Raw genomic sequence first — 23430 nt, forward strand, 5'->3', positions numbered from 1 at the left:
ATGCCTGCCGAAATCCGTAAGACCCTGCTGCATGTCGAAACGACATGGATCGAAGGGGGCAAAGCCGCGCCGACCCCGCTCAAGATGATCGCGGCCATCGCCGTCATCCGTAACCCATGGGCCGGCATGGGCTTTGTCGACGACCTGCGCCCCGCCATCCTTGATGTTGCGCCCGAACTGGGCGCGCTGCTCACCGAAATGGTGCTCGAGGCGGCCGGCGGCGGCGACAAGGTGGAAGGCTACGGCAAGGCCGCCATCGTCGGCGTCAACGGCGAGATCGAACATGCCTCGGGGCTGATCCACACCCTGCGCTTCGGCAACCATTACCGCGAGGCAGTGGGGGCCAAGTCCTACCTGGCCTTCACCAACACGCGCGGGCCGGCCAACGCATCGCTGCAGATCCCGCTGATGGACAAGAACGACGGCGGGCGGCGCAGCCATTACCTGACCATCCAGCTTTCGGTCGCGGACGCGCCCGGCCCGGACGAGATCGTCGTGGCCCTTGGCGCCTCTATCGGCGGGCGTCCGCATCATCGCATCGGCGACCGCTATCAGGATCTGAAGGAACTGGGACATGACGTCGAAAACCCTGCTTCTGTCTGAGGACGGCCGGCGCCTGTCCTACCGCGAGGCGGGTCATGGCGCGCCGCTGGTCCTGATCCACGGCGTCGGCATGCAATCGGCGGCCTGGGCGCCGCAGTTGCGGGCGCTGTCGGACAGCTACCGGGTGCTGGCGCTGGACATGCCGGGGCACGGGGGCAGCAGCCCTTTGCCAGCCGAGGCGGACCTGCCGGCTTTCGTCGCCTGGCTTGACGAGGCGTTGTCGGCCCTGGCGCTCGGCCCGGTCAGCCTGGCCGGCCACTCGATGGGGGCGCTTGTCTCGGGCGGCTACGCGGTCACCCACCCCGACCGGGTGGCCCGGGTGGCGCTTTTGAACGGCGTCTTCCGGCGTGCGCCGGCGGCCCGTGCCGCCGTCGAGGCGCGCGCGACCGAGATCCGCTGCGGTACAATCGACATCGCCGCCCCGCTGGCACGCTGGTTCGGTGACGACCGCGATCACGAGGCGGCGCGCCGCGCGGTGGCGGGCTGGCTCGGCGAGGTTTCGCATACGGGCTATGCCACGGCCTACGGGGCCTTCTCGCGCGGGGACGACGTCTATGCCGACCGCTTGGGCGCGTTCCGTGGCCCGTTGCTGGCCCTGACCGGCGACCTGGACCCCAATTCCACCCCCGAGATGGCGCGGGCCATGGCCGGCGCTGCGCCGCACGGCCGCGCCGTGATCATCGAGGGCCATCGCCACATGGTGAACCTGACCGACCCGGACCGGGTCAACCGCGAGCTGCGCGCCTGGCTCGAGCTGCCGCTCGATGCCGAGTCGGTGCCCTGAACCGCATGGCCCCAGGCCGACGTGACGCAAACCCAGTGCCCGCCGCGCCGCCCACGGCGGCGCCGGGAAGGAGACCAAGGACATGCAGACCTTCCAGCACTACATCGACGGCGCGTTCCACGATGCGCCCTCAAGTTTCGAAAGCCTCGATCCCGCGACCGGCCAGCCCTGGGCGCGGATGCCCGAAGCCCGCGCCGACGAGGTGAACGCGGCCGTGGCCGCCGCCCGCCGCGCCTTTCACGGGGCCGAGTGGGCCGGGCTGACTGCCAGCCAGCGCGGCAAGCTGCTGCTGCGCCTCGCCGACCTCGTCGAACAGAACGCCCGGCTGCTGGCCGAGATCGAAACCCGCGACACCGGCAAGATCATCCGCGAGACCAGCGCGCAGATTGCCTATGTCGCGGAATATTATCGCTACTACGCGGGCCTGGCCGACAAGATCGAGGGCGCGCACCTGCCGATCGACAAGCCCGACATGGAGGTCTGGCTGCGCCGCGAGCCGGTCGGCGTCGTCGCGGCCGTCGTGCCGTGGAACTCGCAACTGTTCCTGTCTGCGGTCAAGATTGGCCCGGCGCTGGCGGCCGGCTGCACGGTGGTCCTGAAGGCGTCCGAGGACGGTCCGGCCCCGATGCTGGAATTTGCCCGGATCTTCGACCAGGCCGGCTTTCCGCCCGGCGTGCTGAACGTCATCACCGGCTTCGGCCCGGAGTGCGGCGCCGTGCTGACGCGCCATCCCGAGGTTGACCATGTCGCCTTTACCGGCGGCCCGACTGCGGGCCGGCAGATCGTGCGCAACTCGGCCGAGAACCTCGCCTCCACCTCGCTGGAGCTGGGTGGCAAATCGCCATTCATCGTCTTCGAGGACGCCGATATCGACAGCGCGGTCAATGCGCAGGTCTCGGGCATCTTCGCGGCCACGGGCCAAAGCTGTGTCGCCGGCTCGCGCCTGCTGGTGCAGAATTCCATCCGAGAGACGTTTCTCGGGCGGCTGCGGGACAAGGCCGAGCAGATCGTCATCGGCAGCCCCGCCGACATGGCGACCGAGGTCGGCCCGCTCTGCACCGCGCGGCAACGCGACACCGCCGTGCGGCTCTGCGAGCTGTCGGTCACGCAGGGCGCGCGACTGGTGACCGGTGGCCGCGCCATCGACGGCGATGGCCACTATTTCCCGCCGACCATCCTTGATTGCACGGAGGCCCCGACGGCCGCCTGCCTGACCGAGGAATTCTTTGCCCCCGTCCTGTCGGCGCAGGGCTTCGACACCGAAACCGAGGCGCTGGCGCTGGCCAATGACACCGCCTACGGGCTGGCCTCGGGGGTCTTCACCCGCGACCTGACCCGGGCGCACCGGATGATCCGCGGCATCCGCGCCGGCGTGGTCTGGGTGAACACCTACCGCGCCGTCAGCCCCATGGCCCCCTTTGGCGGGCACGGCCTGTCGGGCCATGGCCGCGAAGGCGGCCTTGCCGCCGCGCTCGACTACACGCGTATCAAGACCGTCTGGCTCCGCACCAGCGACGCGCCGATCCCGGACCCGTTCATCATGCGGTGACCCTTTCCCATACACGCAACTTCAGTGAAAAGGAGTTTACTGACAGGAAAACTCTTCCTCTGACCCAACCCGGCTGAGTCCCCAAGAAACCAACCAGCTTTCTACCCAACAGGATACACCATGAAACCGACACCCCGCCTTATCGCCCTAGCCCTTTCCGCCTGCGTTGGCCTGGCCGCCGCGGCCCAGGCCCAGGACTGCGAAACCACGATCGACGCCGCGCTGCTGACCGAAGACGGCAAGCTGACCATGGCGGTCAGCCCGACCCTGCCGCCGATGGCCTATGCCGAATCCGACGGTACCCTGAAAGGCCTGCGCATCGAACTTGGGGTCGAAGTCGCCAAGCGTCTCTGCCTCGAACCCGACTTCATCTCGACCGAATATGCCACCATGGTGCCCGGCCTGCAGGGCGGCCGCTGGGACCTGATCGACGCCGGTCTCTTCGTCACGCCCGCACGGCTCGAGATCATGTACATGATCCCCTACGAGAACCTCGCCATCTCGATCTCGACCGCCATGGGCGACGAGTCGATCAAGACCATCGAAGACCTGTCCGGCAAGCGCGTCAGCACCGACATTGGCGGCTATGCCGAGGCCAAGATGCGCCAACTCAACAAGGAGTTCGAAGAGAAGGGCCTCGAGACCATCGATATCGCGCTGTTCGACAATTACGCCACGGTCTACCAGGCACTCCGCGCCGGCCAGGTCGAGGCCGCGGTGTCGATCGACCCGGTCGCCAAGCTGTACAGCGAAAGCGGCGAATTCGCCCATGCGCTGGCCGGCCTCTACGCCACGCCCGGTTCGCTCGCCTTCGGCAGCACCGACATTGCCGAGCCGGTGACGAAGGTCATGCAGGAGATGAACGCGGACGGCTGGCTGCCCGAGCTGATGGCGCGCTACGGCGTGGGCCAGGCGGGCGACGGAAGCATCGCGCTGAAAGGCCCCGGTCTCTGATCGCCCCAGGCGACACATCAATCGGCGCCGCGACCCTCGCGGCGCCAGCTCTCTCCGGCGCGGAACGGCGCAACAAGCTCACGAGGAGACCATCGTGAAAGGTTGGAACTGGGACGGGTTCTTCGAGTACCTGACCAATACATACATTCTTGAAGGCGCAGCCGTGACGCTGGGTCTGACCATCGCGGCCATGAGCCTCGGCCTGGTCGCGGGCTGCTTCGTGGCGCTGCTGCGGATGAGTCCGTTCCGGATTCTCAACAAGATCGCCTATTTCTACACCTGGCTGATCCGGGGGACGCCGCTGCTGGTCCAGCTGATCATCATCTATACCGGCCTGCCGCAACTTGGCATCAAGTTCAGCGTGCTCGAAGCCACGCTGATCGGCCTGGTGATGAACGAGGCCGCCTACCTGTCTGAAATCATCCGGTCGGGCATCAGCTCGGTTCCGAAGGGGCAAAGCAACGCCGCCCGCGCCGTCGGCATGACCGACGTGCAGATGATGCGCTACATCGTGGCGCCACAGGCCGCGCGGATCATCATCCCGCCGCTGGGCAACTCGGTGAACGGCTGCCTCAAGACCACCTCGATCGCGTCGATCATCTCGATGGAAGAGCTGCTGCGCCGCACCCAGGTGCTAATCCAGGAAAAGTTCATGGTGCTCGAGCTCTTCGTCGTGGCCGCGCTGTACTACCTGCTGATGACGACCGCCTGGGACCTCGTCCAGCGGCGGATCGAACGGCATTTTGGCCGCGGCTACGACATCAAGGCCGACACGGCCGAACAACGCTGAGGAATGACCATGAAACCAATGATCGTGCTCGAAGATGTCGACAAGTGGTACGGCAAGTCCTTCCAGGTGCTGCAATCCTGCTCCCTGTCCGTCTCGCCCGGAGAGGTCGTGGTGGTCTGCGGCCCCTCCGGCTCGGGCAAGTCGACCCTGATCAAATGCGTCAACGGGCTTGAACCCGTGCAGGGCGGCCGCATCACCGTCAAGGACATGGAGGTGACCGGCGCCAGGGCCGACCTGCCCAAGCTGCGGTCGCATGTGGGGATGGTGTTCCAGCACTTCGACCTGTTCCCCCACATGACGGTGACCGAAAACATCTGCATCGGCCAGACCAAGGTGCTGGGCCGCAGCCGGGCAGAGGCCGAGGCCAAGGCCGCCGCCCTGCTCGAGCGGGTCGGGATGACGGCCCATGCCCGGAAATACCCGATCCAGCTGTCGGGCGGCCAGCAGCAGCGGATCGCCATCGCACGGGCGCTGGCGATGGACCCTGTCGCCCTGCTGTTCGACGAACCGACATCGGCACTTGATCCCGAGATGATCACCGAGGTGCTCGACGTCATGGTCGGGTTGGCCAAGGAGGGCATGACCATGCTCGTCGTGACCCACGAGATGGGCTTTGCCCGCAAGGTCGCGGACCGCGTGGTCTTCATGGATGGCGGCGAGGTGGTCGAGGACACCCCGACCGACGATTTCTTTGCCGCGCCGAAAAGCCAGCGTGCGGTCGAATTCCTGTCCAAGATCCTGGCGCATTGACATGCTGCGAATCCTGACACCCGGCGACATCCGCATGGCCCCCGGCATCAGCACCGAGGCGGGCAGCATCCTTGCCGCGCTCGGGGCCAGCAAGCCGCTGGTGGTGGTCGATCCCGTGGTCCACAAGCTGGGCCTTGCCGGCCCGGCGCTGGACGGGCTTGCGGCCGCTGGCCTGAGCGCCGCGATCTTCTCGGCCTTCTCGCCCAATCCCACCGACACGGAGGCACTGGCCGCGGTCGAGATGGCCCGCGCCGCGGGCGCCGATTGCGTCCTGGGCATCGGCGGCGGCAGCGCGATGGACGTTGCCAAGGTGGTGGCCCTGCTCAGCCGCCATCCGGGCAGCCTGCGCGATTACTCGGTGCCGCGGATCGTCGATCTGCCGGCCCTGCCGGTCCTGTGCATCCCCACCACGGCCGGCACGGGGTCAGAGGTGACGCGCGCCGCCGTGATCACCGATGCGGCCACCCATGAAAAGCTGCTGGTGCTCGGTTCGGCGCTGCTCCCCGCTGTGGCGCTGCTGGATGTCGAGCTGACGCTCAGTTGCCCCTACCGCGTGACTGTGGACAGCGGGCTCGACGCGTTGTCACATGCGCTGGAAGCCTTGGTGAACCGCAATGCCAGCCCCTATTCGGACGGGCTTGCGACCCAGGCCATGCGCCTGATCGGCGGCAGCCTCGAGCGGGCCGCGCGCGATCCCGGCAACCTGGCGGCGCGCAGCGACATGCTGTTCGGCGCCAGCCTGGCAGGCATGGCCGTGTCGCATACATCGACCGCGCTGATCCACGGCATGAGCCGCCCCATCGGCGCCGCCTTCCACGTCCCGCACGGCATGTCCAACGCCATGCTGATGCCGTTGGTCACCGAATGGTCCGCCGAAGCCGCGCCCGAGGCCTATGCGCGCGCGGCCAGGGCGATGGGACTGGCCGACAGCCCCGAGGCGCTGGTCGCGGCGTTGAAGGGCCTGAACAGCCGCCTCGAAGTGCCGGACCTGCGCAGCCTCGGGATCGCGGCCGAGACCTTCCGCGCGGCCATCCCGGAAATGGCGCGGCAATCGGTGGCCTCGGGCACGCCCGCGAACAACCTGCGGGTGGCTGATGAAGGCGAGGTGGCCGAGCTGTACCACAGGTTCCTCGACGAGAGCATGTCCGCCTGAGCCAATGGTCCGACGGCGCTGCGCCGTCGGGCCGATCATCGTTTCACGGGCCCAGTGCGTCGATCAGCCAGTCCCGGAACGCCTGCGCCGCGGGCGATGGGTTGCGTATCAGCAGGTGGTAGCCTTCGCGCGGCGTGATGGATCCGGGGTGGGCGCGGACCAGTTGGCCCGATTGCAGGGCATCGCGGCCCAGCAGGGCGCTGACCAGCGCGACGCCGTTGCCGTTGACCGCCAGTTGCAACGCCATGCCGTAGGAATCGACGTAAAGGCTGGGGGTCAGGTCCCGGAGCCCCTGCCCCGCGCCGAAGGCCGCCCAGCCGACCGAGGTGCCGACGGATTCGATCAGAGGCAGATCCTCCAGCCGCCCCCTGAGCGCAGGCGAGGTCAAGGCGATGAGGTCGCTGGGCTCCAGCGGTTCGGCGTCCCGGCCGGCCTGCCTGTTCGAGCCGAAACGCAACTCCACATCCGCCAGCACCGACTGGAAATCGTCCGGCCAGATGGCGCTGGCGAACCGCAGGCGGATCTCGGGGTGCGCGGCCGTGAACGCAGGCAGATGCGGGGCGATCACCCATTGCGCGACGCTGACCGAGCTTGCCACCGTCAGCAACTCGACATCCCGGCCGGCATCAAAGGACAGGCTTGCCGTTTGCAGCGTCTCGAGCGCCACGCCGACCTGCGGCAGAAGCTTGCGCCCGTGGTCCGTCAGCGCCAACCCCCGCGCCTTGCGCAGGAACAGCGGCACGCCAAGCCGCGTTTCAAGCGACTTTATCTGCTGGCTCACCGCCGATTGCGTCATGCCGATCTCGTCGGCGGCCGCGGTGAAATTCAGGTGCCGGGCCGAGGCTTCGAACGCGCGGAACCAGTTGAGCGGAGGAAGGGAACGGGACATGCGGACAATCCATAACTTTGACTAATGCCTTAGGGTCATTTTTCGTCGTTTGTCAAAGTCGACGGGGCCGCTTACCCAATAATTGCGAAAGATATGCGCCGGCCCAACCGGGGCGACTTGAGAATCAACACTTATGGCTGATGCGTTCAGATACTGGACGCCGTCCGGTTACCCACGCCGGAGACCGACGCCATTACACGACGGCGGACCCGAACCCTTTTGCTGCAGGAATGAACATGATCCGTTTGGACCCCCGCGCCCTGCGACAGGCGCTTGGCCGCTTGCCGACCGGCGTGACGGTCGTCACGACGCGTGCCGCCGATGGCGCGCCGCTTGGCTTCACCGCCAATTCGTTCAGCTCCGTGTCGCTTGATCCGCCAATGCTGCTGGTCTGCCCGGGGCGCCGCCTGTCTAGCTTCGACGCCTTCGTCATCTGCCGCCATTTTGCCGTCAGCGCGCTGGCCGGGGACCAGGAGGATCTTTCGATCCACTTCGCCACCTGTCCCGGCGACCGGTTCGCCGGTGTGGCGCATCGAACCGACCTCAACGGTGTCCCGATCCTGTCGGGCGCCGCGGCGACGTTCTCCTGCCAGACCGCGCAGGCGATCCCGGCCGGCGATCATTGCGTCCTGATCGGAAAGATCATGGACATGACCGATGGCCGGATGCCCGCTCTGGGCTTTGCCCATGGCCGCTATTTCCAAAGCAACGCTTTGCCCGGAAGGATCTGAGGCATGAAATTCTCGCTCTTTGCGCATATGGAGCGGCTGACGCCGGACCAACCCCATGATCTGCTGTACCAGGACTTCATCGACCTGTGCAAACTGGCCGATACGGGCGGCATGCACGCGATCTGGACGGGCGAACATCACGGGATGGAATTCACCATCGCGCCGAACCCCTTCCTGACCTTGATCGACCTGGCACATCACACGAAACAGGTGCGGCTGGGCACGGGCACGGTCATCGCGCCGTTCTGGCATCCGATCCGGCTGGCCGGCGAAGCGGCCGCGACCGACCTGATGACCGGCGGTCGGCTGGAACTGGGCCTCGCGCGTGGGGCCTACAGCTATGAATACGAGCGGATGATGCCGGGCATGGATGCCTGGCAGGCCGGCCAGCGCCTGCGCGAGGTAGCGCCCCTGCTGCGGCAGCTGTGGACGGGGGATTGCGCCCATTCGGGTGAGTTCTACAGCTTTCCCGCCACGACCGCCGTACCGAAGGCCGTGCAGCCCGATGGTCCGCCGATCTGGATCGCGGCGCGCGATGCCAACAGCCACGACTTCGGCGTCGCCAATGGCTTTGACATCCAGGTCACGCCGCTATGGCAGGGGATCGAAGAGATTGCCGGGCTGAAGGCCCGCTTTGATGCGGCCCGCGCCGCCCACCCGGGTCAACGATCGAGGATCATGTTGCTTCACCACACCTATGTCGGGCGGGATCAGGACGACGTGGTGCGGGCCGCGCATGAGATTTCGCGCTACTATTGTTATTTCGGGGCCTGGTTCGGGAACAAGCGCCCGGTGCACAACGGCATGATCGCGCCGCTGAGCGAGGCGGAGATTGCGGGCAACAGCACGATGTCGCCCGACAACCTCATGCGCGACCTGACCATCGGCACCAGCCGGCAGGTGATCGACCGGATCAAGCACTACGAAGACATGGGCTTTGACGAATACGCCTTCTGGATCGACACGGGCATGACCCATGCGCGAAAGCGCGAGTCCCTGTCGCGGTTCATCGACGAGGTGATGCCCGCCTTCGCCTGAGGGGCGCGGCCTGGCCCGCGCTGCCAATTGTCCCTCGCACCGCCGAAGGCGCGGCCGTGTTCCGGGCGACCAAGGGCAGAGCGCAGGATCAGGTGTTTCCGACCAAGCGACGCAAGTCGACGGATGACGCTGCCGCGACTCCGCCGTCTCTGACCGCCGTGCAAGCTCTGACGCCTTTGACCTGCGGCAGAGTCATGCGCTCGACATGACCGCCTGGTAAAGTCGCCGCGGGGAAACAAGGCAGGTGAGGGCTGTTCAGTTGGCAATGCCGCCACAGCCCCCGCGACGCATGCGGGACGGGCCGGTGGCATCGGCGCCTCGCAGAGGTCCGGGTCAGCGGGCGCAGGCCAGGCGGCCGACATGCGCGCCGCCGCCTGGCCGCAGCGGCACCTCAGTTATTCGTCATGTACTGGTCGATGTTCGCCGGCGTGACCAGTTCGAAGGGAATGTAGACCCGGCCCGGCACATCCTCGCCCCGCGCCAGTTTCAGCGCGGTGTCAAGGCCGCCCGCCCCCTGCGCCTTGGCGTTCTGGAACACCGTCGCGTCCAGGTCGCCGGACATCATCGAGGCCAAAGCGTCCTGCGTCGCATCCACGCCGACGACGACCACGTCGGCCATGTCGTAGTTCACGGCCTTCAGCGCCTGGATGGCACCGATGGCCATTTCGTCGTTGTTGGCAAAGACGACATCCACGGCCTCGCCGGTCGAAAGCCAGTTGGTCATGATGTTCTGCGCGGTATCGCGCGACCACTTGCCCTCTTCCTCGCCGGCGACCTCGATAAAGCGGCACATGTCCATGCCCAGCACGTCATGCACGTCCTTGGTGCGTTGCACGGCGGCCTGGTGGATGAAATTGCCGGCCAGGATGTACCCCTTGGCACCGTTCGACTTGCCCGCCGCGCGCAGTTGCAGGCAGGCCTCGTAGGCGCCCATCGTGCCGGATTCGATCTCGTTCGAGCCGACGAAAGCCTGGCCCGCGGGCAGCGCATCGGCATTGCCCGGCTCGATGTTGATGTAGACCAGCGGCACGCCGGCCGAGGACGCGGCGTTCGAGATCGCCTCGGCCGAGGAGGAATCGACGATGGTCAGGATGATCGCGTCGACGCCCGAGGCGATGAAGTTGTTCACCTGGTCCAGCTGCTTGCCCACGTCGTATTGCGCGTCCTCGATCTGGATGTCCACGCCATCGAGGCTGCCGGCCCGCGCCTCGAGCCCGGTACGCAGCAGGGTCTGGAAGTTGTCGTCGAAGCTGACCATGCTCACGCCGATGGTTTCGGCCAGGGCCGAGGTCGACACAAGCGCGGCAAGTCCTGCGGCCAATGTGAAAGTCTTCATGGTTTGGTCCTCCCTTGACGAGTGCCGGCCCACTCGGATGTCTCGTGCCGGAAAGGTAGCGGGCGCGTGTCCTTGGCGCCGGCGCGGATCACAGGTCGATCTCGACCCGGCCGCCCGCGACCCGCGTCGGATAGGTCCGCAGGTTCTCGCAGGCCGGGGGCGTCTCGACCTCGCCGGTGCGGCAGTCGAAGATCGACGAATGCTTGGGGCATTCGATGGTCGCCTCGACCACCATGCCGTCGCAAAGATGCACGTCCTCGTGGGTGCACAGCCCGTCGGTGCAGTAAAAGGCGTCCTCGTGGTCTCGGATCACGACGTAGGTTCGTCCCTCGTGGTCAAAGCGGATCACGTCCTCGGGCGCGATATCCTCGGTTGCACAGGCGTTTATCCAGGTCATGGGCACAGCTTTCTTGTTCGTCGAAACGACGCGGGGTCAATCGTGGGGCAGCGGGCTATTCTGCGGGGCGCGCGGCGGTTTTACGGGCGGCCAGCCGCTCCTTCTTGGCGCGGTAACGAGCCTTCATGCGTTCGTCCGCATCCTTCGAGCCGTCGTGGAAGGTGCCCAGCCACCTGTCGATCGGGATCAGCCCGTCGCCGTAGTTCACCTCGAAATACTTGTGGTGCAGGTAGTGGATATAGGCGTGGCTCTCGATCGCGGTCTCGTCCGTGATCTCGACCTTGTCGAACCCCACATGGCCGGGCACCGCGCCAAAGCCCGCAAGGTGCAGCTGGTACAGCGCAATGATCGGGTTCGACGGCAGGACCAGGTGATAGAACATGGTCGCGAAGTAGAGCGCATGTTCCACCGGATGCATCGACAGCGACGACCAGGGCGACGGGTTGACCGAGTTGTGGTGCACCGAATGGACATGCTTGTAGAGCCAGGGCGTGTGGATCAGCCGGTGGATGCAGAAGAAGTGGAATTCGTGGATCACCGGCACCAGCAGCGTCAGCACCGCCAGCCAGAGCCAGTTGTCGGCCCAGCCGAGCCAGGCCGCGTAGCCATTGGCATAGGCCCAAAGCACGATCACCTGCGTCGCGGTCCAGATCGGCACGCCCGACAGGAAGCTGCGCAGGATGTTGTCGAGGTTCTGGCTGCGGAACCAGAACACGTCCGACGGCTGCTCGGCCGGGAACTTGCCGTTGTACTTGAAGCGGTTGTCCTGCGTCCGGCGGACATAAAGCTGCAACTCGAACGCGCCGTACCAAAGGAAGACCGCGACGGCGTTGACGGCCAGCAGCCGCAGCACCCAACCCCAGGCGAACGTCTGCATCACCTCGGTCGGCGGCACGATCCAGTGCCACCAGGCCAGCGCCGACAGGAAGAACAGCATGTTGTAGGGAAAGATGTAATGCGGCAGCCAGGCCAGCAGCTTGCGCGGCTGCGGCGGCCAGACGAACAGCGGCGCGGTGCCGGCCGGCTTGGTCGGGGCCCAGTTGCCGCGCTTGTCGCGGGTGCCGAATTTCAGATCGTCCATGCTGGCCTCCTTCAAAGCGCCTGGGCGCGGGTTTTGAACGCGTCGAATGCGGCGGGGTCCATCCGCACCGCGTGGCCGGGCTGCGGGTAGCCGCCGGTTTCGACATCGCTGGCAAAGGCGCGGAAGGCCGCGACGCGCAGCGCCTGGGTCTCGGCCTCGCGCGCGGCCAGGTCCGCGTAGCGTTTCGCGTGCCTCGGGTAATGGCCGGTATGGCTGCCCAGCACATCGCAGGAAAACAGGTATTGCGTGTCGCAGGCGTCGCCGCAGCCCATGCCCATGGTGACCATGGATGTACTTCGGGTGATGTGATCGGCCAGTTCGACCGGGACCACCTCGACCTCGACACAGGCCGCGCCCGCGTTCTCCAGGTCCTTGACCTTGCGCAGGACGCTCAGCGCCTCGTCCGCCGTCTTGCCGATGGCGCGAAAGCCGGTCCAGGCGGCCAGGTTCGGCACCAGGCCCACATGGCCGGTGACCGGGATGCCCTCGCGGGCCATGGCTTCGATGAACCGGGGCGAGTGCGAGCAATAGACCGCGTCCGCGCCCCGTTCGAGGATGCGGAAACCTGCCCGCACCGCCTCGTCGGCCGAGGCGACGGACCCGTGCGGCATGCCGGCCGAGATGAAGGCGCCGGGCGCGGCCGCGCGGATCGGCCCGAGCGTGTGATCCGGCTCGCAGGACAGGACGTGGATCCCGGCCTCGGCACAGGCAGCGGCCTCGGCCGCCGAGTCCACATGCATCTGAAGCCATGTCTGCTGTCCCTTTCGGGACAGAAGCGCGTGAAGCGACAATTTGCTCGGCATGGCCCGGACCTCCCTCTTGGCAAGGACAGGGTATTCCGGCGACGACGGGAAATCCCGTCCGCCGTTGATGCGATCAGATCAAAGCGCGTCAGCGGTGAGGGTGGTGAACCGGATCGGCGGATTGTCCAGTGCTTCGGCGGTCAGCCCGATCTTGTGGAGCAGCAGGTCCGTTGCCCGCCGCGCCTGCGCCTCGGGCAACTGGTCAAAGATGACATCGGCCGTGCCACGGGCCAGGGCGCGCTCGGTCACCTCGGTCAGCTCGTGGCCGACGAAAAAGACATCGCGGCCCGAGGTCTCGAGCGCCCGCAGCACGCCCCGGTTGCCGCCGCCGCAATTGTAGAGCGCGACGATGTCGGGCCATGTGCGCAGCGCCTCGGCCACCTGCGCGGCGCTGGTATCGGCCTCGTCCCGGCCAAAGAGCACGTGGTCGAAATGCAGGCCTGCGCGCGGGTTCGCCCGGAAATACTCGGAAAACCCGGCGATCCGGTCACGGTGCACCTGGTAGACCTGGCTGTGACACAGGGCGATGACCCGGCCCTCGGCCCAGTTCAGGCGCGACACCATGCGCCCGGCCATCCGGCCCACGGCGCGGTTGTCGATGCCGACGAAATCCGACCCTGCGATGTTGCGCGTGACCACCTGCACGATGGGCAGACCGTCGCCCTGCGCCCGGGTCAGCGCCTGCCGGATGCGCGCGCTGCCCGGCGTGGCTATGACCAGCCCCGAGCGATGGCTGTTCGGGTTTTCGATCCGGCGCACGATGGCCTCCGGGTCGTCTTCGTCGAGGAAGGTCAGATGGATCTGCACCGCCGGGTCCAGCGTGGCCGAGATGCGCCGGAACGCCGCCGCGAGCCGGGCGAAGAACGACGAATCCGGCCGTACCAGGATCACCTCGATGCGGATGATGCCCTGGTGGCGGTCCGGCAGCCGGCCCGGCCAGTCCAGCTTGCGCGCGGCCAGCAGGACCTTTTCGACGGTCTCGGCGCGCACGCCGCCGCGCCCGTTGAGGACTCGTTCCACCGTCGCGGGTCCGACGGATGCCGCGCGGGCGATCTGGGTATAGGTCGGCTTGGCCATGGTCCACATAAGCCGCAGCACGCCGCCCCGGGCAAGCCCCGGCGTCGTCCGCCCGGCCGATGCGTCCGGGTGCATTGCGTCCCGGCGGCAGATGCCTAGAGTGCCGGGACCATCGGGGCGCAGACCAGGACTCCCAGCCATGACCGACATCCGCCGTCTCTACGTTCTGCTCTGCGGCTACGAGATCATTCCCAAGACGGTCTCGACCCGCGACCTGGGCGCGCGGTTCGTGCTGTCGGTGCCGATCACGGCCTATCTTCTCGACACCGCCTCGGGCTGGGTGCTGTTCGATACCGCCCTGGACGAAAGCCACCTGAACGACCCCGAGGCCAAGCGCAGGATGTTCACCGATGCGGGCTGGGATCCGGCCCCGGTGGTGCGCCCGCATCACGAACTGGGCCGGCAGCTGGCCGAGATCGGCATCGGGTTCGAAGACATCGGCACCGTGATCCTGTCGCATCTTCATGCCGATCACACCGGGCATCTCAAGCACATGCCGCAGGCGCAGGTGATCGTGCAGCGGGCCGAGCTGGAGGCAGGTCAGACCGATCCGCTGAGCTTTGCCTGTTTCGGGTCGGATTTCCGCCTGCCGGGGATCATGTGGCAACCCATCGACGGAGATGCCGAGATCCTGCCGGGCCTCACGGCGCTGTCGACGCCCGGCCATACCATTGGGCACATGTCGCTGCGGGTCGATCTGCCCGGGACCGGCCCGGTGATCCTGACCGCCGACGTGGGCGACCTGCGCGAGAATTTCGAGCATGAGATCCTGCCGGGCGCCAGCGTCGATGACACGGCCGCGCTGGCCTCGATCCGGCGGATCAACGCGCTGGTGGCGGAAACCGGCGCGTTGATGCTGATGACCCATGACCCGGACCAGATCCAGCAGATCCGGTTGGCGCCCGACTTCTACGATTAGGGCTCAGACCGCCCCGGCGGTGGTCTGGCGCCGCCAGTCGGCCAGCGCCAGCGGGCGGCCGCCCTGCACGCCCGCCATGACCACGCCGCCAAAGCGCAGATCGCCGGCGGGCAGCGTGCGGATGCGGTGGCCAAGTGCGGCGAGCGTGGTGGCCGAGGGGTGTCCCTCCTCGATCAGCAACTCGCCGTTCTCGGACCGCCAGCGCGGCGCGGCGACGGCCTGCGCGAGGTCGGTGCCGCCTTGCGCCTTGCTCAGCACTTGCAGCAGGGTCTGGATCTGCCCGTCCGCGCCGGGGGTGGCGGCGGCCCAGACGGCGCCGTCCGGCCCGGTCAGCAAGGCGGGGGCCAGCGTGTGCACCGGGTGCTTGCCCGGGGCGGCGTCGTTGGGCGCCTCGCCGAAACCTGCGCCGCGGTTGTTCAGCATGAACGACCCTTCGGGCACATGCACCGCCGCGCCGAAATCGTCGAAGACGCTGACCAGCGACGAGATCACAATCCCATCCGCATCCGCCGCCGCGACGCCCGCCGTGTGCAGGTAGGCACGCGGCCCGCCCCGGTTCGCGGCGCGAGTCGGGGCGAAATCGAGCGGCTCCTCCATAAGCGCCATGCCTTCGCCCGCGCGGGCGCGGAAGGCAAAGACCGCCTCGGTCAGCTCGACACCCGCATGGTCTGCCGCGAGGCCCGGCGCGGGCTGTGCGCGGTCCAGCGCGGCCAGCGCCATGTTCAGCAGGATGCCCTGCGTCATCGGCGGCTGGGTATGCAACGCCAGCCCGGCCCAATCGGTGCGGTTCGGCGCGGTCTCTGTGACGCGATGCGCCCCGAGGTCCGACGCGGACAGGCAGCCGCCGCAGCGGGTGACGGCGCGGGCGGTCGCCTCGGCCATCTCGCCCGCGTAGAACGCGGCAGGCCCATCGCTAGCGATGGCGCGCAGCAGCGCGGCGAGCTTTGGCAGGCGCACCTCGACCCCCACGTGCTGGTCGAAACAAGGCCAGTCTTCGGCCCCGCCCGCCGACAGCCGCGCCCGCTGCGCGGCAAGCGCCTGCGCGAGGCCGGGCGAGACGCGGAAGCCATCCTCCGCCAGCCGGATCGCCGGGGCCAGAACATCGGCCAGCGGCAGCGCGCCAAAGCGGGCATGCAGCCGGTCCCAGCCGCTGACCAGCCCCGGCACGGTGATCGCCCGCGCGCCGGTCATGTCGCTGCCGTCATGGCCCTGCGGCAACGCGCCGGTGCCGTTGATCGCCGTGACCGTCCCGTCCGGCGCATGAACCAGCGCCAGCACGTCGCCACCCAGCCCGCAGGCCTCGGGCGCGACAACGGCCAGCACCGCCTGTGCCGCAATCGCCGCATCCACGGCCGAGCCGCCCAGGTCATAGGCCCGCAGCCCGGCCGAGGCCGCCAGCGGGTGTTCGGCAGAGATCGTGCCCCGGCGGCCTTCGACCACCGGACGCACATAGGAGGAAAACGGGTCGCCCGTGTTGAACATGGTCAGACCGCCGTGTAGCCGCCGTCGACCACCAGCTGCGTGCCGGTGACGTAGCGCGCGGCGGGCGAGGCGAGGTAAAGCACCGTCCCCGCGACCTCGTTCGCCGCGCCGTGGCGGCGCATGGGGATGCCGGCCTCGATCTTGGCGCGGGTGGCGGCGGCGTCGTCCTGGTGATCCCAGAATCCGTTGTTGAAGGGCGTGTCGATCCAGCCGGGCAGCAGAGCGTTGACGCGGATGCCCTCGGGGCCCAGCTCGTCCGCCAGCGCGCGGACAAGGCCCAGGATGCCGGATTTCGTGGCGTGGTAGGCAGGCATACCCGCATGACCCCGCAGCGCGCCGGTCGAGGAGGTATAGACCACGGACGCATTGTCCGAGGCGCGCAGCAGCGGCAGCACGGCTTGCGTCAGGAACATCGGCAGGCGGAGGTTGATGGCGTCGGACCGGTCCCACATCTCGGGCGTCCAGTCTTCCAGCCGGGCGGCCAGCATGAGCCCCGCATTGACGAAGAGGCAATCGACCCCGCCCATCGCCGCCGCTGCGGCCTCGGCCACACGGGCCGGGGCCTCGGGCGTGGCGAGGTCGACCAGCAGCGTGTCCAGCTGCCCCGGCAGGTGCGCGGCGTGGCTGGCCAGCTGCTCCAGCCCCTCGGCGTTCACGTCGGCCACGAGGGCCGTGCCGCCCGTCTCAAGCGCGGCCAGCGCCACGGCGGCGCCGATGCCGGTTGCGCCACCCGCGATCAGGATACGTGTCATGGCAAACCCTTTCAGTGCAGCCGCATCGGCATCTTGTCCAGCCCGCGCAGGCCAGGGTTCAGGCGGAATTCCGGCGTGCCCGTCAGCTCGAGCCGCTCGACCTGTTCGGCCACGGCGCGGATCAGCACTTCGCCCTCGAGCCGGGCGAACATCTGCCCGACGCAGCCGTGGATGCCGACGCCATAGCCGATCTGCCCCTTGATCTTGCGTGTGATGTCGAAGGTGTCGGGGTCCTCCCACCGCTCCGGGTCGCGCCCGGCCGAGCCGAGGAAGGACATCACCTTTTCATGCTTGCCGATCTTCTGCCCCTCGATCTCGGTCTCGCACAGGGTGGTGCGGAAGATGCTCTGGGACGAGCTGTCATAGCGCGTCGCCTCTTCGAAGGCGTTGCGGGCCAGGGACGGGTCGGCGCGCAGCAGCGCATATTGGTCGGGCCGCTCGGCCAGCGCCTTGAGGCACAGGCCGATGGAATCCACCGTGGTGTCGACCCCGGCCGACAGGAAGGTGCGCACCAGCATCATCGCCTCTTCGTCGGTGATCTCGCCCCGATCGGCGGCCTCGTAGATCATCTGGCCGATGCCGCCGGGCGCCAGGCGGTCCCGCTGGCAGCGGGCGATGATCCAGTCGGACACATCGGCATGTTCGGCCATGAAGGACTTGTACCAGTCGCCCACCGGGCCAAAGGCGCCAAAGACCATGGCGCCGTAGATCAGCAGGTTGTCGCGGCCCTCGTCCTCGACCCCCACGCTGTCGGGAAAGACCTTGAGCGGAAAGCGCCGCGACAGGTCCCAGACGCCGTCGATCTCGCCCTTGGCCAGCGCCTCGGACACCATGCCGGCCGCGACCTCTTCGAAGCCCGCGCGCAGTTCGCGGAAGACGCGGGGCGACAGCACGCGGTTCATGACCGACCGGGTGCGGGTGTGCTCGGGCGGGTCGACCTCGAGGATGATCGACGGCTTGCGCCAGGGCTTTTCGACGAAGTAGTTCCCGATCCCGCCGCCCCCGGCGTTCGAGAACACCGCGTAATCCGACAGCACCTTCTGGCAGGTCGCGTAATGGTGCACGCACCAGATGTCGTGTTGTTCCAGCCAGACCACCGGGCCAAGCGCCCGCAGCTCTTCGTAGGCGGCATAGGGGTCGGCACGGAACTCGGGCGAAAACGGATCGAGGGAGGAGGTTACGCGGGTCATGGCTCTCGTCTGGTCTCAGGCGCGCAGGGAGGCGCGCAGCGTTTCGGTTGCGGCAAGGTCGATGGTCCCCAGGGTGGGGTCCGCGACGACGACGCCATAGGCTGTGCGGGCGTGGTCCGGCGTGATCAGCCCATCGGCGAGGTCCTCGGCCACCCGGGCCGGGTCGCGCGCCAGCGGATCGCCATAGCCGCCGCCCCCGGCCATGCGGTGATCGACAAGGCTCCCGGCAGACAGGGTTTCGGGCAGGGTCGCCAGCATCGGCACCGGGCGCGCCGCGCCATCCGACAGGATCTGCGTCTGCGCAGGCTGGCCCGACCCGCCGCCGAACAGGCCATGGGGCGGAAAATCGGCCTTGTCCGAGCGGATGCCAAAGTAGGTGTCATCGGCCAGCGCCCGCCAGCTGCGCCGGATCGACACGCCGCCGCGATATTCGCCGGGCCCGCCGGTGTCGGGCACGAAGCCGTAGGATTCGATGCGCAGCGGGTAGTCGGCCTCGATCATCTCGATCGGCACGTTGGCCTGGTTCGAGCCCATGTGCGGCACGCCCGATTGCCCGTCATGCCGCGAGGTCGCGCCCCAGACGCCCATGACGCATTCGGAAAAGACGAAGGGCGCCCCGCCATGCTGCCCGCCAAAGCTCGGCAGCGACGAGCCGCCGGTCGTGTCGGCGGTCACGCGGTCCGGCAGCGCCTCGGCCAGCGCGCCGAAGACGCAGTCGATGATGCGGTAGCCGGTGATCCCGCGCGCCCCGCAGGGGGCGGGATAGGTGCAGTTGACCAGCGTGCCTTCGGGCGCGGTCACGGTGATCGGCCGGGTGTAGCCGTGGCAGTTCGGCACATCCGCCGGCATGATCGAGCGCAGCGCGGCATAGACATTGGACTTGGCAAAGGACAGCGGCGCGTTGATCCCGCCCCTGACCTGGGCGCTGGTGCCCGTCCAGTCGGCGGTGATCTCGGTCTCCGCGACGGTCAGCGTCAACTCGAGCGGGATCGGCTGCGGATTAGCGCCCAGCCCGTCGATATGGTCGATGAAATGGTAGGTGCCGTCGGGGATCTCGGCAATCGCGGCGCGGCTCATCTTTTCGGCCTGATCCTGAAGCGCATCGCCATAGGCGGCCAGCTTGTCGCTGCCGTGGCGCGCCAGCAGCGCCTCGAACCCCATCCGGCCGGCGCGGGCCGCGGCCATCTGCGCGCGCAGATCGCCCAGCACCTGGTCCGGGACCCGTACGTTGGCAGCGACCACCTGCATCAGCGTGTCGTTCTCGACCCCGTTCTCGACCAGCTTGAGGAACGGCAGGCGCAGCCCCTCCTGGTGGATCTCGGTCGCACCGATGGAGTTCGAGCCGGGCACCAGCCCGCCCACATCCGCGTGATGCGCGATGGTGGTGGCCCAGGCGCACAGGCGCGCGTCCGCGTCGAAAATCGGCTCGATCACGTAGATATCGGGCAGGTGCTGGCCCTTGATCAGGTAGGGATCGTTGCCGACAAAGACATCGCCCGGCCGGATGCGACCCGCGAAATGGTCGATCAGGAACAGCATCGCGTCGTGGAAACTGCCGAGGTGCATCGGCGTGGTGACGCCCTGCGCGATGATCTCACCCCGGTCGTTGCACAGCGCGGTGGAGTAATCCATCGCGTCCCGCACGATCGACGAATGCGCCGTGCGCATCAGGATCAGCGCCATTTCGTCGGCGATGGCCTCGAAGCCGTTCTTCAGCACCTCGAGGAGGATCGGGTCGATACGCTGGGTCATGTCCGGCCCTCCTGGGCAAAGTCGATGACGATATTGTCGAACTGGTCGCGGCGCACCGTGGCCTCGGGCGGCACGACGGTGGTGCCTTCGTATTCCTCGACGATGGCGGGGCCCTGGCGGGGGCTGTCCGTCAGTTCGCCGCGCCCGATGACCGGCGTGTCGCACAGGCCATGAGCATCGCCGAACCACACCGGGCGCGTCTGGCCCGGCGCGGCCGGGCTGCGCGCGGCCAGCGTCATGCTGCCCGGCACCGGCGCGGCAATCGCGCCCCGCACCCGCAGCGTGACAATCTGCACCCGCTTGTCGTCCAGCAGGTGGCCGTAGGTGCGCAGATGCTCGGACTCGAAGGCGGCGCGGATCGCTCCCAGCCCCTCGGCCAGCGCGGTGCCGCGCGGCAGGTCCACCGCCAGCTCGAAGGCCTGGCCCGCGTAACGCAGATCCGCGCTCCAATGGTAGCTGGCCTTGGGGTCGTCCAGTTCGGCGCGCACCTCGTCTTCCATCGCGGCCAGCGCCACCTCGGCGCGTGTCAGGCTGGCGCCGTCCAGCGGCGCGAGGAAGGCACGGGACCGGCTCGCCTCGGCATCGGCCCACAGCAGGCCCACGGCGGAATAGACCCCGGCGGCGGGCGGGACGACCACGCGGGACATCTCGAGCTCGCGCGCGATCATCGCGCCATGCACCCCGCCATTGCCGCCAAAGCAGAACAAGGTGAAGTCGCGCGGATCGCGCCCGCGATAGGTCGACACGGCCTTGACCGCGCGCATCATGGTGACGTTGGCCAGCTGGTGCACGCCATACGCCGCCGCATGGACATCGGCGCCAAGATGCGGCGCGATGTCTTCGGCAAAGGCGCGGCGCGCAGCCTCGGCATCCACCGGGACCGTGCCGCCGGCAAGGCTGGTCGGGTTGAGATAACCCAGCACCACGTTGGCATCGGTCACGGTCGGCTCGGTCCCGCCCTTGCCGTAGCACAGCGGCCCCGGCACCGACCCGGCGCTGTCCGGCCCGACGCGCAGCGCGCCGGCGGCGTCGATGCGCACGATGGACCCGCCGCCCGCGCCGACCTCGGACACGTCGATCACCGGCAGTTTCAGCGCGTAGCCGCCGCCCTTGACCAGCTGCGAGGACAGGGAGATGCCGCCCCCGACCTCGTATTCGCTGGTCGAGGAGATGCGGCCGCCCTCGATCATCGCGGCCTTGGCGGTGGTGCCGCCCATGTCAAAGGTGATGATGTCGCCGTAGCCTGCCAGCGCGCCCATCCGCGCCGCGCCGACGACGCCGGCGGCCGGGCCGCTTTCGACCACGGTGGCGGGCTTGGCGATGATCGTCTCGATCTGCTGCACCCCGCCTGAAGATTGCATCATCTTGAGCGGCCCGTCCTGCCCCGCCGCCCGCAGCCGGTCCGACAGGGACCGCAGGTAGCGCGCCACGACCGGCCCGATATAGGCATTGGCCACGGTGGTCGAGGTGCGCTCGTATTCGCGGATCTCGGGCAGCACTTCGGATGAGACCGAGATGAAGGCGCCGGGCAGCCGGGCGCGCAGCCGCTCGGCCACCTGCGCTTCGTGCGCAGGGTTGACGTGGGCGTGCAGGAAGCAGACGGCCACCGCGTCCACCTCGGCGCCGGCGATGGTGTCGATCAGCGTCTCGAGTTCATCCGCGTCCAGCGGGACCAGCACGTTGCCGCGGGCATCAATCCGCTCGGTCAGCTCATAGCGGCGACGGCGCGGCACCAGGGGCGCGGGCTTTTCATAGAGCGGCTCGTAGAGGCGCGGGACACGGATGCGCCGCAGCTCGAGCACGTCGCGAAAGCCGCGCGTGGTGATCAGCGCCGTGCGCGCGCCCTTGGATTCGAGGATCGCGTTGGTGGCCACGGTCGAGGCATGCAGCACCTCGTCGAAGCGCAGCCCGCCCGCGCCCTCGGTGGCGGCCAGCTCGGCCGTCGCCTCGACGATGGCGGTGGCGTAATCCTCGGGGGTCGAGGGCACCTTGCGCGTGCTCAGCCGCCCGTCGGGCGCAAGGCAGGCGAGGTCGGTGAAGGTTCCGCCGATGTCGGCGGCGATGCGATAGCCGGTCATGCGAGGTCCTGCCGGTAGCGGGCCAGCCTGGCCTCGTCGATCTCGATCCCCAGCCCCGGTGCGTCGAGCGACAGGATATGCCCCGCCTCGACCGCCATCGGTTCGGTCAGGATGTCGTCGGTGTAGTAATGGCCGGCGATCTTGCAGGGATGCTGCCCGGCCGGCGCGCTGACCGGGTAGACGCCGGGCAACGACACTGCGGGCATGGCCAGCGAGAACTGCACGTTCGCCGCCGTGCCGATGGCGCTTTCGATCGAGCCGTTGACGTCGCAGCGGATGTTCATCGTCTCGGCGATGGCCGCCACCTTGCTCGCGCCGACAAAGCCGCCCGCCTTGGCCAGGTAGATCGAGAACCAGTCCGCCGCGCCATGCGCGACAAGGTCCATCGCGTCGACCGCGTCCCAGCAGCTTTCATCCGCGATCACCGGCAGCGCGCCGGATTGCGTCACCGCCGCCATCGACCGCATGTCGGCCACGGGCTGTTCGCAGGCGTCCGCCCCGGCGTCGCGCAGGCGGCGCATGGCGTCGATCCCGGCGCGGGCAGCGCGGTAGCCCTGGTTGGCGTCAAGCCGCAGGAACACGTCCGGCGCTTCGCTGCGGATCGCGGCGATCAGGCGCACGTCGCGGTCCACGTCCAGCCCGCCCTTGATCTGCAGCGCGGTGCAGCCGTCAGCCACGGCGCCCAGCGCCTCGTCCAGCGCCTCTGTCTCGGACATCAGCCCGACCATGTGGGCCCAGGCCACGCGGTCGCGCACCTGCCCGCCGAGGAGCCGGTGGATCGGCTGGCCCAGGGTCTTGCCCCAGGCGTCATGCAGCGCGATGTCGATGGCGACCTTGGCGTAGCTGTTGCCGATGGCGGCGCGGTCCATCGCCAGCCGCGCCTGCGTGGTCTGCGACACGTCAAGCCCAATGACCACCGGCGCCAGCACGTCGCGGATCATGGTCAGCACGGTGGCCTGCGTCTCGCCACCCCGCCGCCCGGCCGCGCCGCCCCAATCGGGCAGCGGCGTCGCTTCGCCCCAACCGACGATACCGTCCTCGGTCTCGAGCCGGACGACGACGAATCCACCGAGATTCTCGCGCAGGCCGGCCCATTTGAAGTCCCGCCGGGCCGGGAGCCGGATCGGAAAGGCGTCGAGTGCGGTGATCTTCATGGGCGGGGTCCTGTTCTTGGCAACGGGCTGACCGGTGGGCTTGTCGGCGCTGTCGTCCGGTCAGCGGTTTCTAGGGATGGTTTTGGCAAAGGATTCGGGCGTCGTCCAGAAAATGTTTTCATAAAGAACTTTTGTTCAATCTGAAAACAGGCCGAGTGCCTGCTTTTT

At 68.2% G+C, this 23430-nt stretch carries 22 protein-coding genes; 10 read left to right on the forward strand and 12 right to left on the reverse strand.

Annotated elements, in window-relative coordinates:
- From MF270_RS09800 to MF270_RS09830, 7 genes are all read left to right on the forward strand, one after another.
- The gene (locus tag MF270_RS09800; protein WP_238365697.1) at positions 1-603 is read left to right on the forward strand and encodes an amino acid synthesis family protein; all 603 of its coding nucleotides are present in this window, start codon (positions 1-3) and stop codon (positions 601-603) included.
- The gene (locus tag MF270_RS09805; RefSeq protein ID WP_238365698.1) at positions 575-1387 is read left to right on the forward strand and encodes an alpha/beta fold hydrolase; all 813 of its coding nucleotides are present in this window, start codon (positions 575-577) and stop codon (positions 1385-1387) included. The genes MF270_RS09800 and MF270_RS09805 overlap by 29 nt, the downstream gene beginning before the upstream one ends.
- 82 nt (positions 1388-1469) lie before the next feature.
- On the forward strand, positions 1470-2936 hold the full coding sequence (locus MF270_RS09810) for an aldehyde dehydrogenase (protein ID WP_238365699.1): 1467 nt from the start codon (positions 1470-1472) through the stop codon (positions 2934-2936).
- A gap of 120 nt (positions 2937-3056) precedes the next feature.
- The gene (locus MF270_RS09815) at positions 3057-3890 is read left to right on the forward strand and encodes a transporter substrate-binding domain-containing protein (protein ID WP_238365700.1); all 834 of its coding nucleotides are present in this window, start codon (positions 3057-3059) and stop codon (positions 3888-3890) included.
- A gap of 94 nt (positions 3891-3984) precedes the next feature.
- Positions 3985-4680 carry an amino acid ABC transporter permease gene (locus MF270_RS09820; protein WP_238365701.1) on the forward strand — a complete coding sequence of 232 codons (696 nt, stop codon included), beginning with the start codon at positions 3985-3987 and terminating at the stop codon, positions 4678-4680.
- A gap of 18 nt (positions 4681-4698) precedes the next feature.
- Entirely contained in the window at positions 4699-5430 is a 732-nt protein-coding gene (locus MF270_RS09825) for an amino acid ABC transporter ATP-binding protein (protein ID WP_238365785.1), read from the forward strand.
- Position 5431: 1 nt separating this feature from the next.
- Entirely contained in the window at positions 5432-6583 is a 1152-nt protein-coding gene (locus MF270_RS09830; protein ID WP_238365702.1) for an iron-containing alcohol dehydrogenase, read from the forward strand.
- Positions 6584-6626: 43 nt separating this feature from the next.
- Here MF270_RS09830 and MF270_RS09835 read toward each other — a convergent pair whose 3' ends face one another.
- Positions 6627-7472 carry a LysR family transcriptional regulator gene (locus tag MF270_RS09835; protein ID WP_238365703.1) on the reverse strand — a complete coding sequence of 282 codons (846 nt, stop codon included), beginning with the start codon at positions 7470-7472 and terminating at the stop codon, positions 6627-6629.
- A gap of 236 nt (positions 7473-7708) precedes the next feature.
- On the opposite strand from MF270_RS09835, the gene MF270_RS09840 reads away from it, so the two are divergent.
- Complete coding sequence (locus MF270_RS09840) at positions 7709-8203, forward strand: flavin reductase family protein (RefSeq protein WP_238365704.1); 495 nt, start codon at positions 7709-7711, stop codon at positions 8201-8203.
- 3 nt (positions 8204-8206) lie between these two features.
- The gene (locus MF270_RS09845) at positions 8207-9241 is read left to right on the forward strand and encodes an LLM class flavin-dependent oxidoreductase (RefSeq protein WP_238365705.1); all 1035 of its coding nucleotides are present in this window, start codon (positions 8207-8209) and stop codon (positions 9239-9241) included.
- Positions 9242-9632: 391 nt separating this feature from the next.
- Here MF270_RS09845 and MF270_RS09850 read toward each other — a convergent pair whose 3' ends face one another.
- The 5 genes from MF270_RS09850 to MF270_RS09870 all read right to left on the reverse strand — a co-directional run bounded on the left by MF270_RS09850 (position 9633) and on the right by MF270_RS09870 (position 13935).
- Positions 9633-10577: a substrate-binding domain-containing protein gene (locus tag MF270_RS09850; RefSeq protein WP_238365706.1), complete on the reverse strand. Its 945-nt coding sequence runs from the start codon at positions 10575-10577 to the stop codon at positions 9633-9635.
- 88 nt (positions 10578-10665) lie between these two features.
- The gene (locus MF270_RS09855; protein WP_238365707.1) at positions 10666-10974 is read right to left on the reverse strand and encodes a MocE family 2Fe-2S type ferredoxin; all 309 of its coding nucleotides are present in this window, start codon (positions 10972-10974) and stop codon (positions 10666-10668) included.
- A gap of 55 nt (positions 10975-11029) precedes the next feature.
- Positions 11030-12055 carry a sterol desaturase family protein gene (locus MF270_RS09860; RefSeq protein WP_238365708.1) on the reverse strand — a complete coding sequence of 342 codons (1026 nt, stop codon included), beginning with the start codon at positions 12053-12055 and terminating at the stop codon, positions 11030-11032.
- 11 nt (positions 12056-12066) lie between these two features.
- Complete coding sequence (locus MF270_RS09865) at positions 12067-12858, reverse strand: 3-methyl-2-oxobutanoate hydroxymethyltransferase (protein ID WP_238365709.1); 792 nt, start codon at positions 12856-12858, stop codon at positions 12067-12069.
- A 78-nt stretch (positions 12859-12936) separates the two neighbouring features.
- Positions 12937-13935: a LacI family DNA-binding transcriptional regulator gene (locus MF270_RS09870; RefSeq protein WP_238365710.1), complete on the reverse strand. Its 999-nt coding sequence runs from the start codon at positions 13933-13935 to the stop codon at positions 12937-12939.
- A gap of 139 nt (positions 13936-14074) precedes the next feature.
- Between MF270_RS09870 and MF270_RS09875 the strand changes: the two genes are divergently transcribed.
- Positions 14075-14854: an N-acyl homoserine lactonase family protein gene (locus MF270_RS09875; RefSeq protein WP_238365711.1), complete on the forward strand. Its 780-nt coding sequence runs from the start codon at positions 14075-14077 to the stop codon at positions 14852-14854.
- A gap of 3 nt (positions 14855-14857) precedes the next feature.
- Here the strand turns inward: MF270_RS09875 and MF270_RS09880 are convergent, their stop codons facing one another.
- Genes MF270_RS09880 through MF270_RS09905 form a run of 6 tightly spaced genes read right to left on the reverse strand, consistent with a single transcriptional unit; the run spans position 14858 to position 23262 of the window.
- Entirely contained in the window at positions 14858-16336 is a 1479-nt protein-coding gene (locus MF270_RS09880; protein ID WP_238365712.1) for a gamma-glutamyltransferase, read from the reverse strand.
- 2 nt (positions 16337-16338) lie between these two features.
- The gene (locus MF270_RS09885) at positions 16339-17088 is read right to left on the reverse strand and encodes an SDR family NAD(P)-dependent oxidoreductase (RefSeq protein ID WP_238365713.1); all 750 of its coding nucleotides are present in this window, start codon (positions 17086-17088) and stop codon (positions 16339-16341) included.
- Positions 17089-17099: 11 nt separating this feature from the next.
- Complete coding sequence (locus MF270_RS09890) at positions 17100-18278, reverse strand: cytochrome P450 (protein ID WP_238365714.1); 1179 nt, start codon at positions 18276-18278, stop codon at positions 17100-17102.
- A gap of 15 nt (positions 18279-18293) precedes the next feature.
- Positions 18294-20030, reverse strand: coding sequence for a hydantoinase B/oxoprolinase family protein (locus tag MF270_RS09895; protein WP_238365715.1), 1737 nt, complete (start codon positions 20028-20030; stop codon positions 18294-18296).
- Positions 20027-22108, reverse strand: coding sequence for a hydantoinase/oxoprolinase family protein (locus MF270_RS09900; protein ID WP_238365716.1), 2082 nt, complete (start codon positions 22106-22108; stop codon positions 20027-20029). The genes MF270_RS09895 and MF270_RS09900 overlap by 4 nt, the downstream gene beginning before the upstream one ends.
- Complete coding sequence (locus tag MF270_RS09905; protein ID WP_238365717.1) at positions 22105-23262, reverse strand: mandelate racemase/muconate lactonizing enzyme family protein; 1158 nt, start codon at positions 23260-23262, stop codon at positions 22105-22107. Before MF270_RS09905 ends, MF270_RS09900 begins: the two co-directional genes overlap by 4 nt.
- Between the last annotated feature and the right edge of the window lie 168 nt (positions 23263-23430).

The sequence above is a fragment of the Mesobacterium pallidum genome (genome assembly GCF_019966535.1).
GTDB lineage: Bacteria > Pseudomonadota > Alphaproteobacteria > Rhodobacterales > Rhodobacteraceae > Mesobacterium > Mesobacterium pallidum.